14 protein-coding genes are annotated in these 16,191 nt (G+C 69.4%); 9 read left to right on the top strand and 5 right to left on the bottom strand.

What is annotated here, in order from left to right:
- Positions 1–105: 105 nt before the first annotated feature.
- Together BM013_RS27265 and BM013_RS27260 are read right to left on the bottom strand one after the other, a co-directional pair.
- Positions 106–1,554 (bottom strand): GTPase/DUF3482 domain-containing protein, encoded by a 1,449-nt coding sequence (locus BM013_RS27265; protein ID WP_093130886.1) that lies wholly within the window; start codon positions 1,552–1,554, stop codon positions 106–108.
- A complete protein-coding gene (locus BM013_RS27260; protein ID WP_093130884.1) occupies positions 1,551–2,963 on the bottom strand; it encodes a DUF2868 domain-containing protein in 1,413 nt (470 codons plus the stop codon). Before BM013_RS27260 ends, BM013_RS27265 begins: the two co-directional genes overlap by 4 nt.
- Before the next feature lie 442 nt (positions 2,964–3,405).
- Between BM013_RS27260 and tssE the strand changes: the two genes are divergently transcribed.
- Positions 3,406–4,038: a type VI secretion system baseplate subunit TssE gene (tssE, locus tag BM013_RS27250; protein WP_093130880.1), complete on the top strand. Its 633-nt coding sequence runs from the start codon at positions 3,406–3,408 to the stop codon at positions 4,036–4,038.
- A gap of 47 nt (positions 4,039–4,085) precedes the next feature.
- Positions 4,086–5,966: a type VI secretion system baseplate subunit TssF gene (gene tssF / locus BM013_RS27245; RefSeq protein WP_093130878.1), complete on the top strand. Its 1,881-nt coding sequence runs from the start codon at positions 4,086–4,088 to the stop codon at positions 5,964–5,966.
- Between the two features lie 7 nt (positions 5,967–5,973).
- Here the strand turns inward: tssF and BM013_RS27240 are convergent, their stop codons facing one another.
- Complete coding sequence (locus BM013_RS27240) at positions 5,974–6,582, bottom strand: TetR/AcrR family transcriptional regulator (RefSeq protein WP_093130876.1); 609 nt, start codon at positions 6,580–6,582, stop codon at positions 5,974–5,976.
- An 83-nt stretch (positions 6,583–6,665) separates the two neighbouring features.
- Between BM013_RS27240 and BM013_RS27235 the strand changes: the two genes are divergently transcribed.
- Positions 6,666–7,094, top strand: a complete 429-nt coding sequence (locus BM013_RS27235; RefSeq protein ID WP_093130874.1) for a VOC family protein — start codon at positions 6,666–6,668, stop codon at positions 7,092–7,094.
- Between the two features lie 9 nt (positions 7,095–7,103).
- Here the strand turns inward: BM013_RS27235 and BM013_RS27230 are convergent, their stop codons facing one another.
- Together BM013_RS27230 and BM013_RS27225 are read right to left on the bottom strand one after the other, a co-directional pair.
- Entirely contained in the window at positions 7,104–8,972 is a 1,869-nt protein-coding gene (locus tag BM013_RS27230) for an ABC transporter ATP-binding protein (RefSeq protein WP_093130872.1), read from the bottom strand.
- 21 nt (positions 8,973–8,993) lie between these two features.
- Positions 8,994–9,950, bottom strand: a complete 957-nt coding sequence (locus BM013_RS27225; RefSeq protein ID WP_093130870.1) for a LysR family transcriptional regulator — start codon at positions 9,948–9,950, stop codon at positions 8,994–8,996.
- Positions 9,951–10,194: 244 nt separating this feature from the next.
- Between BM013_RS27225 and BM013_RS27220 the strand changes: the two genes are divergently transcribed.
- From BM013_RS27220 to BM013_RS27195, 6 genes are all read left to right on the top strand, one after another.
- Positions 10,195–10,632 (top strand): DUF1810 domain-containing protein, encoded by a 438-nt coding sequence (locus BM013_RS27220; protein WP_093130868.1) that lies wholly within the window; start codon positions 10,195–10,197, stop codon positions 10,630–10,632.
- Positions 10,633–10,755: 123 nt separating this feature from the next.
- On the top strand, positions 10,756–11,163 hold the full coding sequence (locus tag BM013_RS27215) for a DUF2934 domain-containing protein (RefSeq protein ID WP_093130866.1): 408 nt from the start codon (positions 10,756–10,758) through the stop codon (positions 11,161–11,163).
- Between the two features lie 134 nt (positions 11,164–11,297).
- Positions 11,298–11,909, top strand: a complete 612-nt coding sequence (locus BM013_RS27210) for a Dps family protein (RefSeq protein WP_093130864.1) — start codon at positions 11,298–11,300, stop codon at positions 11,907–11,909.
- Between the two features lie 40 nt (positions 11,910–11,949).
- Entirely contained in the window at positions 11,950–14,568 is a 2,619-nt protein-coding gene (locus tag BM013_RS27205) for an excinuclease ABC subunit UvrA (protein WP_093130862.1), read from the top strand.
- 122 nt (positions 14,569–14,690) lie between these two features.
- Positions 14,691–15,092, top strand: coding sequence for a hypothetical protein (locus tag BM013_RS27200; RefSeq protein ID WP_093130860.1), 402 nt, complete (start codon positions 14,691–14,693; stop codon positions 15,090–15,092).
- A 108-nt stretch (positions 15,093–15,200) separates the two neighbouring features.
- Positions 15,201–16,148 carry an oxygenase MpaB family protein gene (locus BM013_RS27195; RefSeq protein WP_218153688.1) on the top strand — a complete coding sequence of 316 codons (948 nt, stop codon included), beginning with the start codon at positions 15,201–15,203 and terminating at the stop codon, positions 16,146–16,148.
- Positions 16,149–16,191 lie beyond the last annotated feature (43 nt).

Raw genomic sequence — 16,191 nt, 5'->3', positions numbered from 1 at the left:
ACAAACTCGCGCAGAGGCTCGACGAAACCTTGGAGCGCCCCGCCGCGCCGGGTTCGCAGGAGCCGGCCAGCTCCGCCGCAAACGAAGCCTCTGGCTCGACAGTGTTCAGGCGGGCTCGAAGGCGCGCAGCAGTGCGTGCGACAGGTCGGCGGCGAGCGCTTCGCGCTGCGGTGATGCGCGCCAGAAGATGCGGGTGGCCGCGTTGCCGCCGGCTTCCCAGTCCGGGTGGTTGCGCGCCGGTTGCGCGGCGCGCACGGCGGCTGCGGTAGCTTGCACAACGGCGTCGTTCACGGCGCCTTCGGCCGCACCTTCTGTCGCTGCACCGGCGCTGATGCGCTGCGTGGCCGCATGCCCGCGCTGCTCCAGCGCCTGCGTGAGCTTCAGCTGCCAGGCCACCAGCGCGAACAGCACGCCGTCTTCCACCGTGAGCTCGTGCATGTCGCGCAGCTTGTTGGCCAGCTTGCGCCCGAGCGGGCCCCAGCCCTGCGACACCGCACCGCCGATGGCGCCGCCGAGCGCCGCACCGGCGCCCAGCGAGAGGCCGGCCACGGCCAGGTCGGCGACCACGCCCACGGCCGCGCCGATGACCGCGCCCTTGCCCAGGCGCAGGCCGGCGTCCTTCATGGCCTCGGGGTTGAAGAAGTCGAGCGTCCAGCGGCCTTCGACCATCGGCAGCGGCGCCTCGTCGGCGTCGCCCTGGCGAAAGCCGTAGAGCGCGAGCAGGTCGTCGGTGCAGTGCTGCGCCTTGTCGAACACCGCCTTCTGCAAGGCGGTGACGAGCGCCTGCCGCCGGACGGTGTCGGCGAACTCGGTGGCCGACACCGTGCGGCGCACGGCCGCGGCGTCGACCAGCAGGTCGGCAATGCGCGTGCAGGCCGACTGGCGGCGCTGCGCGGCCTCGGTGTCGAGCGCGTCGACCACGCCGCGCAGCAGCTCGCGGCGATCGCGCAGCAGGGTGGCGAGGTCGTTGTACAGGTCGTGTTCGGCGCCGACGAAGGGCGCGGCCGCATCGAAGCGAACCTGCACGTGCAGGCCGTAGGCCGACAGCAGTTCCTTCCAGGCCGGCTCGCGGCTGGCGGCGTCGCGCACGAAGTTGAGCACCGGCAGCACGGGGCGCGCGCAGGAGTTGAGCAGCTCGATCTCGTCGCGGAACTTGGGCAGCACCGGCTCGCGCACGTCGATGACCAGGAAGGCGGCGTCGATGTCGAGCATGGTGCGCAGCACCTTGGCCTCCTGCTCGAACACGCCGTGGGCCTCGGGCCCCTGCAGGAAGCGGCGGATGCGCTCGGGCGGCGTGGCCTGCGCGTCGAAACCGGCGAGGTGCTCGCGCAGCGCGACGGCGTCTTCGAGGCCGGGCGTGTCGAAGAAGCGCACCGCGGCGGCGCCGTTCACCTCGAGGTCGACCGATTCGACATGGCGCGTGGTGCCGGGCCGGTCGGACACCTCGCCGAAATGCACGCGCCGCGTGAGCGTGCGCAGCAGCGAGGTCTTGCCGGCGTTGGTGTGGCCGACGACGGCGATGCGCAGGGGCTGCGTCTGCTGTTGTGCGGTCATGGCGTTGTGGCGGCTTCGTGCAGCGCGGCGTCGAGGCGGTCGCTGGCCGCGATGCGTTCCAGGCCGGTGTCGCGCAGCCAGTCGAGCCAGCGCCGCACCGCGCTCTCGCCCGGTGCATCGGCCAGCCACAGCCGGCATTCGCCGCAGTGCGCCAGCACCTCGCGCAGGAAGCGTTCGGTGCCGCGGTCGGGGCTCGAGGCGGCGTGGCACACCAGCAGCACGGTGCGCGGATGCACGCGCGCCAGTTGGTCGAGCAGCGCGCGGCGGGCCGGCCCGCTGCCGTCGATGCGTTGAATCTCCATGGCGTCGGCTGTCGATGCGGCGGGCAGGGCGGCCGGCGGCCAGGGCGTGTCGGGCGGCAGTTCGAAGCCGATGACGAACAGCACGTCGCGCAGCTGCGCCTCGGACAGGCTGGCCGGCGTGGCGCCGTGCGTGCGGCCGGGGTCGGCATCGACGATGGCGGCCGGCGCCATCGCGGCGAAGCGGTCGAGCAGCTTGCGGTAGTAGGGCTCGCGCCAGTCGGGCTGCAAGGCCTTGCGGCGGCTGCGCCACATGGCGGCGCTCAACAACACGAGCGCCACGCGCGGCAGCAGGCCGTAGACCACGATGCAGCCGGTGAGCCACAGCGCCCAGGTGCGCTGGCCGCCGGTGCTCGCCGCGCCGGGGGCGGCCATGACGGTGGCCGCGTCGGGCACGGGAAAGCCCAGCTTCGCGGGCGCCCAGCCCAGCACCTGGACGGCCTGCACGAAGAAGGCCGGCTCGAGGATGGTGGTTTCCCAACTCAGCGTGTAGCTGCGGAAGGCGAGCGCGAACAGCATCGCGGCCAGCACCACGGCGAACGACAGCGACCAGATGCCGTGGCTCACGAGCCCGAAGGCCCAGGGCAGCAGCCTGGCGCGCGACATCAGCCCCGTGGCCGCGCGCACCAGCATGGGCGCCTGCCCGCGCTTGCCGCCCGCCACGCGCGCGGTGAGCGACAGCCAGATCCACCCGAGCGAGGCGGTGCCGCCGAAGCCCAGCGGCATCCACAGGCCCGCCAGCCACAGCAGCAGCGTGAGCGCGTGCAGGCCCAGCAGGCTCACCAGCGCGACGATCACGTTGATGTGGCGGTCGCCGCCGCCCACCACGTTGCCCGCGAGCCCGAGGCCGGCGGCCACGATCAGCGCGACCATGCCCAGCAGCACCCACGGCGCCCATTGCCGCGCGCGGGCGAGTTCAGCTTGCAGGCCGATGCGCTCGCCGAGCTGGAGCGCGCGTTCGGTGACTTGCGCGTGGCCGTCGGCCGGGCGCGAGGCGGCGATGCGCATGGCTTGCGCGTCGTCGAGCGGGCCGTTCTGTTCGGCCCATCGAACCGCCTCGGTGATGACCGCATCCGAAAAAACTGGGTCGCGCAATGCGGTGTTGGTCAACAGGGTCCCTTCGCGAATGACGAGGCCCCGTGCAGTGACGGGGCGCGCAAATTATGCCCGGCGCGCCACGGGCGACCATGAGAAACGGGGCCGCGAACGGCCCCGTTGTCCAAGGTAGAGAGAGCAGCTGCCGCTGGCCTCGTCTCAGCGCAGGCCGAAGAACGAAAGCACGGCGACCACGACCACGACCAGACCGACGATGTAGATGATGGAATTCACGCGAGGACTCCTTTGTGTTGAATATGTATTCAGCTTCGTCGCAAGGCCACGGAAAGACTGTCGGCAAGGGGCGGCGTGTGCTGTAGGACTCGCAAAGCGAGCGGCGCAGGCATCGCCCCGCGCCAAGGGGTTTCCCGTGGGTTGTCCGAGGAATGTGACGATTGTTTGCAATGGGCAACGGGCGCCCACGCAAGACTCGGCGCCTCTTTGTGAAGCCGACCTCATGCGACCTGCCGAGCCCCCGATCTCCAGCCTTTCAAGCCCCTCCACGCCGCCCACCCGGTTCACGGGCGCCGACCCCGTTCATCCCGGCGCCCGCCCGCTTCGCGAGCCCGGCGCGCCCGAAGCCCCCGCGGTGCGTATCAACGCCCACCTGCTGCCCACGCTGTTCGACCGCCTGCGCGACGAGGCGCCCAGCCGCGGCTCGGAACTGCCTTCGGACTACACCGTGAGCCCGGCGCAGATGCGCGACATCGTGCAGCGCGACCTGGCCTTTCTGCTCAACACCACCAATGCCGAAGACCTGATCGACCGCAAGCGCCACGCCGAGGCCGCGTCATCGACCGTCAACTTCGGCGTGCCGCCGCTGGCGGGCAGCTACCTCTCGCAGCGCAAGTGGGGGGACATCGAACGCATCATCCGCCGCGCCGTGTACGACTACGAGCCGCGGCTCATTCCCGAGACGGTGTCGGTGGTGCCGCTCATGAAGGAAGACGGCGCGGCCGAGGCCTGCAACGTGCTGCTGTTCGAGATTCGCGCGCTGATCAACCTGCAGCCCTATCCGCTGGCGTTCACCGTGCAGAGCGCCGTCGATCTGGAGACCAACCGCATGAGCGTGCTGCATGTGGCGCGCTGAGGCCCACCTTTCATCGCTTTTTCATCACTTCAGGAACCCCGAGCCTCATGGACCCCCGACTCCTCGACTGCTACAACAAAGAGCTGGTCTACATGCGCGAGGCGGCGAGCGAGTTCGCCAGCGCGCACCCGAAGATCGCGCGGCGCCTGGGCATGCACGGCATCGAGGTGGCCGACCCCTACGTGGAGCGGCTCATCGAGTCGTTCAGCTTCCTGTCGGCGCGCATGCAGATCAAGCTCGATGCGGAGTTTCCGCGCTTCACCCAGCGCCTGCTCGAGGTGCTGTACCCCAACTACCTGAGCCCCACGCCGTCGATGGCGGTGGCGCAGCTGCACCCGAGCGTGAAGGAGGGTGACTTCACGCGCGGCTTCGTGGTGCCGCGCGGCACGGCCTTTCATGCGCGCGTGCCCGCCGGCGAGGAAACGCCGTGCGAGTTCCGCTCCAGCCAGGACGTGACGCTGTGGCCCGTCGAGATCGCCGATGCCAGGCTCACCGGCGCGCCGCCCGACATTCCCGCGCTGGAGCGCTACCTGCCGCCGCACGTGCAGGTGACGGGCGCACTGCGCCTGCGCTTGCGCATCGTGGGCGAGATGAACTTCAGCACGCTGGCGGGCCTCGATCGCCTGCCGATCTACCTGCGCGGCAACGAGCAGGTGGCCTCGCACCTGTTCGAACTGCTGCACACCTCGGCGGTGGCCACCTTCGTGGGCGAGCCCGGCAAGCTGACGGAACGGCCCCACGTGGTGACCGAAGGCGCGCTGGTGCACGAAGGCCTGGGCCCGGGCGAGGGGCTGCTGCCGCTCGAATGGAACACCTTCCACGGCCACAACCTGCTGCACGAGTACTTCGCGTGCCCCGAGCGCTTCTATTTCTTCACGCTCACGCAGTTGGCACCGGGGCTGGCGCGCGTGCACGGCAAGGAGGTCGAGATCGTCGTGCTGCTGGGCAAGCCGCCGGGCGCCTTGGGCGCGCTGGTCGACGCGGGCCAGTTCGCGCTGTTCAGCACGCCGGTGGTCAACCTGTTCGAGCGGCGCACCGACCGCATCGAGCTCGACGAGGCGCAACCCGAGTTCCACCTGGTGCCCGACCGCTCGCGCCCGCTCGACTTCGAGGTGTACGCGGTGCGGCGCATCGCGGGGCAGCAGGCGCAGACCACGGCCGAACTCGAATTTCGCCCGCTCTACCAGACGCTCAACGAGGACGAGGGCAACTACGGCCGCTACTTCTCGGTGCGCCGCGAGCCGCGGCTGGTGTCGAACACCGCGCGCAAGTACGGCACGCGCACGCCGTACATCGGCACCGAGGTGTTCCTGTCGCTGGTCGACCAGCACGAGGCGCCGTACCCCGAGCGCCTGCGCTACCTCTCGGTGAAGGCGCTGCTCACCAACCGCGACCTGCCGTGCCTCGTGCCGCGCAACGGGCATGCCGATCTGGCCGTGTCCGACTCGGTGCCGGTGTCGGCGGTGGGGCTGATCCGCCCGCCGAGCACGCCCAAGTCGCCGTTCGCGCAGCGCGAGATCGCGTGGCGGCTGATTCGCCAGCTGGGCTTCAACCACCTGCCGCTGGCCGACATGCCGCACCGCGAGGGCGCGCAGGCGCTGCGAGACATGCTGCGGCTGTTCGTCACGGCCGACAACGACGTGCTGGGCCGGCAGATCGACAGCCTCGTCGGCTCGCGCATCGAGCCCGTGACGCGGCGCCTGCCGGGCGCGGGGCCGCTGATCTACGGGCGCGGCGTGCAGTGCACGCTCAGCGTTGACGAAGAGGGCTTCTCGGGCACCAGCCCCTACCTGCTGGGCCTGGTGCTGGAGCATTACCTGGCGCGGCACGTGAGCATCAACGTGTTCACGCAGACGGTGCTCGAGTCGATGCAGCGCGGCACCGTGGCCAGGTGGCCGGTGCGCATGGGCGGCCGCGGAGTCGTCTGACGGGGCTTCAGCCCTTCTTTGCGGGCCTTGCGGAATTTGAAGGCCTTGCGGGCCCCAGCGCCTGCTCGACCAGCCAGCGCATGGCGGCGCGAACCTCCTTGGCGTCGGCGCCGGCGTCGATCTCCAGCGCCGCGCGGTCGAAGGCGGCTGACAGCAACTGCGACAGCGCATCCACCGAGACCTCGCCGCGCCCCATGCCGGCGCGCTTGAGGCCCTCGCGCAGCGAGTGCGCCGCATTGGCATCGTCGATCGCCATGGTCTCGGCCACGCCCAGCACGGCGGGGCCGTCGACCAGCAGCAGCCGCGTGCGGCCCGGGACGGTCATGGCGCCCAGGTAGGCCTCGCTGCCTTCGAGCAAGGCTTCGCGCGGGTCCAGTTGCTTGGGCGTGGCGGCTTCGATGTCGGCCGCCACGGCCATCGCCTCGCGCGCCAGCACCTGGCGGAACAGGTCGCGCTTGTCCGCGAAGTGGTGGTACAGCGCGCCGCGGGTGATGCCCGCGGCCAGCGCGATTTCAGGGGTGGAGGTGTCGCCGTAGCCCTTGCTGACGAAGAGGGCGCGCGCCGCTTCGAGCAGCGCGAGCTGGGTGTTTTCGGTGCGTTCGCGGTTGGTGGCCATGGCGGGTAATTTACATGCAGGCTGTCTGTAGGTTAGTATTTAACGTACGTACAGTCTGTATGTTTCATGGAAAGGACCCTCCGATGAAAGTCACGAGCTACTACCCCGTCGTCATGACCCGCGACGTGGCCGGCACCGCCGCCTTCTACCAGTCGCACTTCGGCTTCGTGCCGCTTTTCACCAGCGACTGGTACGTGCACCTGCAGCTGGCGGACCAGCCTTCGGTGAACCTGGCCGTGCTGGACGGCCGCCACGAGACCATTCCCGAGGCGGCGCGCGGCCAGGTGGCGGGCGGGCTGCTGCTGAACTTCGAGGTGGACGACCCCGACGCGGTTCACGACCGGCTACAAGCCGCCGGCCTGCCCATCCTGCTGCCGCTGCGCGACGAGGCCTTCGGCCAGCGCCACTTCATCACGCGCGACCCGAACGGCGTGCTGATCGACATCATCAAGCCGATTCCGCCGAGCGGCGAGTTCGCCGCGCAGTACGAGGCCGGCGCGCTGCCGACCTGAACGCCTTCATCAGGCCCGCAGCGCCTCTTCCTCGTCGAGGTTGTCGCCCAGGAAGCCGCCGCTCTGGTGCGCCCACAGCCGCGCATAGAGTCCGCCGCGCGCCATCAGCGTGCGGTGGTCGCCTTCCTCGACCACGCGGCCTTCGTCGAGCACGATCAGGCGGTCCATTGCCGCGATGGTCGACAGCCGGTGCGCAATGGCGATCACGGTCTTGCCTTCCATCAGCGTGTACAGGCTCTGTTGGATGGCGGCCTCCACCTCGGAGTCGAGCGCGCTGGTGGCTTCGTCGAGCAGCAGGATCGGCGCGTCCTTGAGCATCACGCGCGCAATGGCCACGCGCTGGCGCTGGCCGCCCGACAGCTTCACGCCGCGTTCGCCCACGTGCGCCTCGTAGCCGCGGCGCCCGGTGGCGTCGCCCAGCGTCTGGATGAAGTCGTGCGCCTCGGCACGCCTGGCCGCCGCCTCGATCTGCTCCTGCGGCGCGTCGGGCCGGCCATAGGCAATGTTGTCCGACACCGAGCGGTGCATCAGCGAGGTGTCCTGCGTGACCATGCCGATGTGGCTGCGCAGCGAGTCCTGCGTGGCGTGCGCGATGTCCTGCCCGTCGATCAGGATGCGCCCGCTCTCGAGGTCGTGAAAGCGCAACAGCAGGTTCACCAGCGTCGACTTGCCCGCGCCCGAGCGGCCGACCAGGCCGATCTTCTCGCCGGGCTTCACCGTCAGGTTCAGGTCGTCGATGACGCGGCGGCCACCATCTTGGTCGCTCAGGCCGTAGCGGAAGCTCGCATGCTCGAAGCGCACCTCGCCGCGCGGCACCTCGAGCACCTTGGCGTCCGTCGCGTCGAGCACGGTGCGCGGGCGCGACAGCGTCTTCATGCCGTCCTGCACCGTGCCGATGTTCTCGAACAGGCTCGTCATCTCCCACATGATCCAGTGCGACATGCCCTGCAGCCGCAGCGCCATCGCGGTGGCCGCGGCCACCGCGCCCACGCCCACCGTGCCGTGCGACCACAGCCACAGCGCCATGCCGGCCATGCCGGCGGTGAGGCCCATGCTCAGCGTGTGGTTGACGATTTCGAAGGCGCTCACCAGCCGCATCTGGCCGTAGCCGGTCTTCATGAAATCGCGCATGGCGTCGCGCGCAAAGCCCGCTTCGCGGTGCGTGTGCGAGAACAGCTTGACCGTGGCGATGTTGGTGTACGCGTCGGTCACGCGGCCGGTCATGAGCGCGCGGGCGTCGGCCTGCGCCTTGCCGACCTTGCCCAGGCGCGGCACGAAGTACGCGAGCGAGGCGATGTACAGCGCCAGCCAGATCACGAAGGGCCACACCAGTTGCGCGTCGAGCACGCCCACCAGAATGATCATGGTGGCCACGTACACGCCCATGGCGACCAGCACGTCGGCCAGCACGAACACGGTGTCGCGCACGGCCAGCGCGGTCTGCATCACCTTGGCCGTGATGCGGCCCGCGAACTCGTCCTGGTAGAAGGCCATGCTCTGGCCCAGCATCAGCCGGTGGAAGTTCCAGCGCAGGCGCATCGGCAGGTTCACCGCCAGCGTCTGGTGCTTCACGATGGTCTGCAGCGCCACCACGCCGATGCTGATCGCCAGGAACGCGGCCAGCCACAGCAGCGTGTCGCCGCGCTCGGCCCACAGGCGCGAAGGCACCTGCCCGCCGAGCCAGTCGACGATGCGCCCGAGGATGGCGAACAGCGCCGCCTCGAAGGTCGACATCAGCGCGGTGAGCACCGCCATGACGGCGATCTTGCCGCGCACGCCGTGCGTGCAGGCCCACAGGAAGGCGAAGAAGCCCTGTGGCGGCAGCGTGGGTTCGGCGGCGGGGTACGGTTGGAGGAGTTTTTCGAAGAAGCGGAACAAGGACACGGTCTCCCAGAGAGCTCAGGACTTTAGCCGTGCCTGCATGACCTTGCCCCGAAAAGGTGCGTTCTGCGGCGCTTTCGCCGGCGCCTGCGCGCCGAGCCGCTCGCTCAGGAAGTCGATGAAAGTTCGCAGTTTGGGCGACATGTACTGCCGGCTCGTGTACACGGCGAACAGCGTGACCGGCATCGATTCGAACTCCGGCAGCAGCCGCACCAGCCGGCCCTGCGCGATGTCCTCGTCGATCAGCCACAGCGGCATGAAGGCGATGCCCATGTCCGCATGCACCGCGTGCAGCGTGAGCGTGGTGTCGTCCGAGCGCATGGCCGGCGCCAGCCGCAGCGGGAACATGCGCCCGCCCGGGCCCTTGAGCGCGAGGTTCTCCAGGTTCACGTAGCTCGGAACGATGGCGCCCAGCTTCGCCAGGTCGGCGGGCAGCGCCGGAACGCCGCCCTTGCGCGCCAGGTAGGCCGGCGTGCCCGCCAGGTAGAAGGGCACGCGGCACAGCGGCCGGGCAATCAGCGCGGGCGAGGGCTCCTGCGTGGCGCGCAGCGCAAGGTCGTAGCCGTCGGCGGCAAGGTCGACCTTGCGGTTCTCCAGATGCATGTCGACCAGCACCTCGGGGTACTTTTCGCGGTAGTCGGCCAGCACGCGCGCGAAACGCGGCGTGGCACACCACACGGGCGCGCTCACCTTGAGCTGGCCGCGCGGGGTGTCATGGGTCTGGCCGATGGCGGCCTCGGCCGCGTCGAGCAGGTCGAGCGCGCGCCGGCTCTGCTCGTACCAGGCGGTGCCGGCCTCGGTCAGGCTCAGGTGGCGGCTGGAGCGGTGCAAGAGGCGCGCGCCCAGCGATTTCTCGAGTTGCGCGACATGCTTGCTGGCCATGGGCGGCGACATGCCCAGGCGCCCGGCGGCTGCCACGAAGCTGCCGGCCTCCACGACTTCGCGGAACACCCGCAGGCTGGTCATTCGGTCCATGTTCGGTCCATCGGCACACCTTTCAATCTTTCCTGCCAGGAACTTGGCCGGCGCATCGTAGCCTGCCGGTTTCCTGAAAGGAAATGTCGCGGCGCCGCCGGGCCGCGCTTGTGCTGCTGCGATCGGCCGGTCCGCTTGCCCCACGCGGCGAAAGCCTACCGGCGCCCCCGGCGCATGCCCACGGCTTCCCGGCACCGGCGCCGTAGCCTCGTCCGACCGCAGCAACGAACCGGAGACCCGAGCGATGCCTTTCGATCTGGAACGCTTTCTGAGCGCGCAGGCGCCGGTGCACGAGGCCGTGTGCGCGGAACTCGCCGCCGGGCGCAAGGCGAGCCACTGGATGTGGTTCATGTTTCCGCAGCTGCGCGCGCTGGGCCGCAGCCCGACCGCGAAGTTCTTCGGCATCGAGGGGCTGGACGAGGCGAAGGCCTACTGGGCGCATCCGGTGCTGAGCGAGCGGCTCGCCCTGTGCACGCAGCTCGTGCTCGACGTCCGCGGCCGGAGCATCCACCAGATCTTCGGCTCGCCCGACGACATGAAGCTGCACTCGTGCATGACGCTGTTCGAAGCGGCGGCTCCGGAAGAGGCTCGCTTCGCCCGGCTGATCGAGCAAGGTTTCGGTGGCGTGCGGGACGACAACACCCTTGCGCTGCTGCGCCCGCAGGGGCGGCAACCCGGCTGAGGTGGTGTCCGACCTGGAGAAGGGAAACAGGCTCGCGATGCGCAGGCGTTCGGGCGCCAAACCTTCCAACCATTCCATCCAAATCCGGTCCATCCGAATCCAGTCCATCCAAAGGAGCACCCCATGAGCAGCACACCCCTCGGTTCCGGCGACGGAACCCGCCCCACCACCGGCGGTGGCGTCGACAACATCGGCGGCGGCGAGAAGTTTTCTTCCACGAAGAACAAGGCCGGCGAAGACGTTTCCGGCCCGGCACCGAAGGAGCGGATGCAGTCCAAGCGCAAGAGCGCGGAGGCCAGCCAACGCGACGACTCCGCGCCACTCGGCCTGGCTGAAGACCTCACGCCGGAGACCAACCGGGAGCCCGGGGGAGGCAGCGAGCCCGCCGGCGACTCGGCCTCCCGCGAAGAAGCGATCCGCCGTGCCGCGTACGACGCCTACCAGCGCAGGGGCGGCGAGGGCGGTCATGAAACGCAAGACTGGCTGGAGGCCGAAGCCGAGGTGGACCGCCAGCACGCCGCGAAACGGTGAGCGACCAACCAGGAGCGGGCAGCTTGCCGTCTCGCGGTCGAACGGCCTCGATGCAAGCGGCCTTCCGCCCTACAGGCAGCGCGCGAAGAACGGACTAGAACCCGAGCACTCAACACACAAACCTGGAGTTACCGATGGCAGCACCTTCCGCAAGCAACAAGTCCGCGCTGGCTGGCGCACCCGCCTCGTCGAGCGAAGTGGCGCCCGACCTCGACCAGCCGAGCCACGAGACGCAGAAGTTCGGCGAGATCGTCAAGATGCCCAACGGGCTGTCCGAAAAGGTCTGCAAGGGCAGCGTGGCGCTGCTGAACCAGTGCCTGGCCGACACCATCACGCTGCGCGACATGTACAAGAAGCACCACTGGCAAGTGGTCGGCCCCACGTTCAACCAGCTGCACCTGATGTACGACCAGCACTTCGAGGCGCAGGTGCTGCTGGTGGACATCCTCGCCGAGCGCATCCAGCTGCTGGGCGGCATCGCGCTGGCCATGGCGGCGGACATTGCCGAGACCACGAAGATCAAGCGCCCGCCGCGCGGCCGCGAGCCGGCCGCCGTGCAGATCCGCCGGCTGGCCGAGGCGCACGAACTCATCATCATCGAGGCCCGCAAGGCGGCTAAGGCGGTGGACGAGGCCGGCGACGACGGCAGCAACGACGTCTTCGTGAGCAACATCCTGCGCACCAACGAACTGCAGGTGTGGTTCCTGACCGAGCACCTGGTGGCGGCGTCGCCGGTCACGGCCTGAGCCGTTCCGGCTTTCGGGTGGGGGCCGTACGCTATCGCCCATGGACGATCAACGCAACGACCCCTCCTATTCCGCGCACCCTGTCGGCCGCTTCGTGCGCGTGCGCGGCGCGCGCGAGCACAACCTCAAGGACGTCGACGTCGACATCCCGCGGGATTCGCTCGTGGTGTTCAGCGGCATCTCCGGCTCCGGCAAGTCGTCGCTGGCGTTCGGCACCTTGTATGCCGAGGCCCAGCGGCGCTACCTCGAGTCGGTGGCGCCGTATGCGCGCCGCTTGATCGACCAGGTCGGCGTGCCGGCCTTCGACAGCATCGAGGGCCTGCCGCCGGCCGTGGCGCTGCAGCAGCAGCGCGGCACGCCGAGTGCGCGTTCTTCGGTGGGCAGCGTCACGACCCTGTCGAGCCTGTTGCGCATGCTCTATTCGCGAGCCGGCGACTATCCCGCGCGGCAGCCGATGCTGTACGCGGAAGACTTCTCTCCCAACACGCCGCAGGGCGCCTGCCCGGTGTGCCACGGCCTGGGGCGCGTTTTCGAGGTGACCGAGCAGTCGATGGTGCCCGACGATTCGCTCAGCATCCGCGAGCGCGCCGTGGCCGCGTGGCCGCCGGCCTGGCACGGGCAGAACCTGCGCGACATCCTGGTGACGCTGGGCCACGACGTCGACAAGCCCTGGCGCGACCTGCCGAAGAAGACGCGCGACTGGATCCTGTTCACCGACGAGCAACCGACGGTGCCCGTGTATGCCGGCTTCACGCCGGCCGAGACGCGCGCCGCACTGCGCAGCAAGACGGAGCCGAGCTACCAGGGCACCTTCATGGGCGCGCGCAAGTACGTGTTGCACACCTTCGCCACCACGCAAAGCGCGCTCATGAAGAACCGCGTGTCCCGCTTCATGGTGGGCGCGCTGTGCCCGTCGTGCAAGGGCAAGCGGCTCAAGAAGGAGGCCTTGTCGGTGCGCGTGGCGGGCCACGACATCGGCGAGATATCGCAGATGCCCCTGGGCGAGTTGTCGCGCGTGCTGGCGCCGGTGGCCGCGGGCAAGCTGCCCGGGCAGTCGGAAGAAAAGCGCATCGCGGCGCAGCGCCTCGCCCACGACCTGCTGGAGCGCGTGGGCACGCTGCTCGACCTGGGCCTGGGCTACCTGTCGCTCGACCGGCGCACGCCGACCCTGTCGCCCGGCGAACTGCAGCGGCTGCGGCTGGCCACGCAGATCCGCTCGAACCTGTTCGGTGTGGTCTATGTGCTCGACGAGCCCTCGGCCGGCCTGCACCCGGCCGACGGCGAGGCGCTGGTGGTGGCGCTCGACATGCTCAAGCGCGCGGGCAACTCGCTCTTCGTGGTCGAGCACGACCTGTCGCTGATGCGGCGCGCGGACTGGCTGGTCGATGTCGGGCCGGAAGCCGGCGAGAAGGGCGGTGTCGTGCTGTACAGCGGGCCGCCGCAAGGCCTGCGCGGGGTGGCGGGCTCGCACACCGCGCGCTACCTCTTCGGGGAACGCACGGCGCACCCGAAAGCGCCGCGCCCGCCCGCCGGCTGGCTCAGGCTGGCCGGCATCTCGCGCAACAACCTGAGCAGGCTGAGCGCCGAATTTCCGCTGGGCGTGCTGACCGCGGTGACGGGTGTGTCGGGCTCGGGCAAGTCGAGCCTGGTGACGCAGTCGCTGGTCGAGCTGGTGTCGGCGCACCTGGGCCATGAGCCGCCCGAAGCCGAAGAGGAAGCATCGGGCGAACCGTCGGTCATGCAGCGCGCCACGGGCCGCATCGTGCAGGGCATGGAGAACATCCGCCGGCTGGTGCGCGTCGACCAGAAGCCCATCGGCCGCACGCCGCGCTCCAACCTCGCGACCTACACCGGGCTCTTCGACCATGTGCGCAAGCTGTTCGCCGGCACCCCGGCCGCGCGGAGGCACCGCTACGACGCCGGGCGCTTCTCGTTCAACGTGGCCAAGGGCCGCTGCCCTGACTGCGAGGGCGAGGGCTTCGTCAGCGTCGAGCTGCTGTTCATGCCCAGCGTGTACGCGCCGTGCCCCACCTGCCATGGCTCGCGCTTCAACCCGCAGACGCTGAAGGTGACGCTGCGCGGCAAGACGATTGCGCAGGTGCTGGGCATGACGGTCGACGAAGCGCACGCGTTCTTCGAGGCCGACGCCGCGGTGGAACGCCCGTTGCGCCTGCTGCGCGCCATCGGCCTGGGCTACCTGCGGCTGGGCCAGCCCGCCACCGAGCTGTCGGGCGGCGAGGCGCAGCGCATCAAGCTCGCGACCGAACTGCAGCGCGCGCAGCGCGGCGACACCCTGTACGTGCTCGACGAGCCCACCACCGGCCTGCATCCGGCCGACATGGACCGGCTCATGGTGCAGCTCAACGAGCTGGTGGACGCCGGCAACACCGTCATCGTGGTGGAGCACGAGATGCGCTGGGTCGCGGCCTGCGACTGGGTGATCGACATGGGGCCGGGCGCCGGCGGTGAAGGCGGGCGCATCGTGGCCGTGGGGCCGCCGCGCGCGGTTGCGGCGGTGGAGGCGAGCCGCACCGCGCCCTACCTTCGCGCGTGGCTGGAAGAAGATGTGCCCGACGTGCCCGACGTGCCCGACGTGCCCGACGTGCCCGACGTGCCCGACGTGCCCGACGTGCCCGACGTGCCCGACGCACTCGCATGACCGCAGCCTAAGCCGAAGCCGGGCTTCGTCCTACCCGGCGCGCACTTCGCGCTGCCTACATTGCATTGCATGGAGACGCGAGGTGCGGCTCCTTCCAACATCCGCTTCAAGAGGGACTTCCAATGAAAAAACATCTTCTGGTTCTGGCGATTGCATCGAGCTGCTTTGCCATGGCTTCCGCCAATGCCATGACGAAGGACGAATACAACGTTGCCAAGGAAAAGATCTCGGCCGACTACAAGGTCGCCAAGGCCAAGTGCGACACCCTGAAGGACAACGCCAAGGATGTCTGCGAGAAGGAAGCCAAGGGCGTGGAAAACGTGGCCAAGGCCCAGCTGGAGCAGGACTACAAGCCGACGCCCGGCCACGCCAAGAAGGTGGCCGAAGAAACCGCCACGATGAACTACGACGTTGCCAAGGAAAAGTGCGACGACCAGTCCGGCGATGCCAAGAGCGCCTGCGTGAACCAGGCCAAGGCCGACCACGACAAGGCCAAGGCCGACATCAAGGCAATGAAGGGCTGACCCGCTGCCGTACGATGAAGAAGAGCGCCTCCGGGCGCTCTTTTTTTGCCGGTCGGCCGCGTCGGAAGTGCCACGAAAGGCCGGTACCAACAAAAGAAAAATCGCACGATGTCGCTTTCCCGATCGCCCAGCAGCGCCACGACCTTGCAGCTCCCTTCGTGGATCCAGCAGGCCATCGACGGCCTGGCGTCGGACATGCTGAGCCCGCCGGGCGTGTCGGCGGTCGACTTCACGCAGCCGCGGGGAGAGCCCGCGCTGGCACCGCACGGCTCGATGTCCTGGAAGATCTTCAAGAACCCGGTGGCCATGTTCGTGGGCGGCGTCGCGGCCGTGATCCTCGAGCTTGCGCAGCCGCGCGTGCGCACGGGCGTGTGGGAGCACTCCACGTTTCGCACGCAACCGTTGGCAAGGCTGCAGCGCACCGGTCTCGCGGCCATGGTGACGGTGTATGGCGCCAGCAGCGTGGCGCAGAAGATGATCGCGGGCGTCGTTCAGCGCCATGGCCAGGTGCACGGGCAGACACCCGCGGGCGATGCGTACGCGGCCACCGATGTCGAGCTGCTGAGCTGGGTGCAGGCCACGGCGGGATTCGGTTTCGCGCATGCGTTCGATGCCTGCGTGCGGCCGTTGAGCCCCGACGAATTCGACCGCTTCTATTTCGAGGGCGCACCGGCCGCGCGTTTGTACGGCGCCCTGCAGGCCCCCACGTCGCGCAGCGAGATGCAGGCGCTGTTCGACAGCATGGCCGACCGCCTGGGGCCGTCGCCCGTCATCTTCGAATTCCTCGAGATCCTCCGGCGCACGCCCATCCTGCCCAGGGCGCTGCGGCCAGCACAGTGGCTGTTGATGCGGGCGGCCGTGGAGATCGTGCCGCCGCCGTTGCGTGAACACCTGGGGCTTGGCCGCGCCTATGGCCTGAACGGCTTTGAAAGGCGACTGGTGCGATGGAGCGGGAGCCTTGCCGACCGGGTGATGCTGGCCCAAAGCCCCGCCGTGCAGGCGTGCCGGCGGCTCGGATTGCCCGACAACTATCTCTATCGGCGAGTCAACGAGTGACGGCGGTCGCGCCGCCGAATGTGCCGGTTCTTCCTGTTCTCGA

It is taken from the genome of Variovorax sp. OK605 (assembly GCF_900115445.1).
Taxonomy (GTDB): Bacteria; Pseudomonadota; Gammaproteobacteria; order Burkholderiales; family Burkholderiaceae_C; genus Variovorax.
The sequence above is the reverse complement of the archived record's forward strand: the minus strand, read 5'-3'. Positions and strand labels throughout refer to the sequence as shown.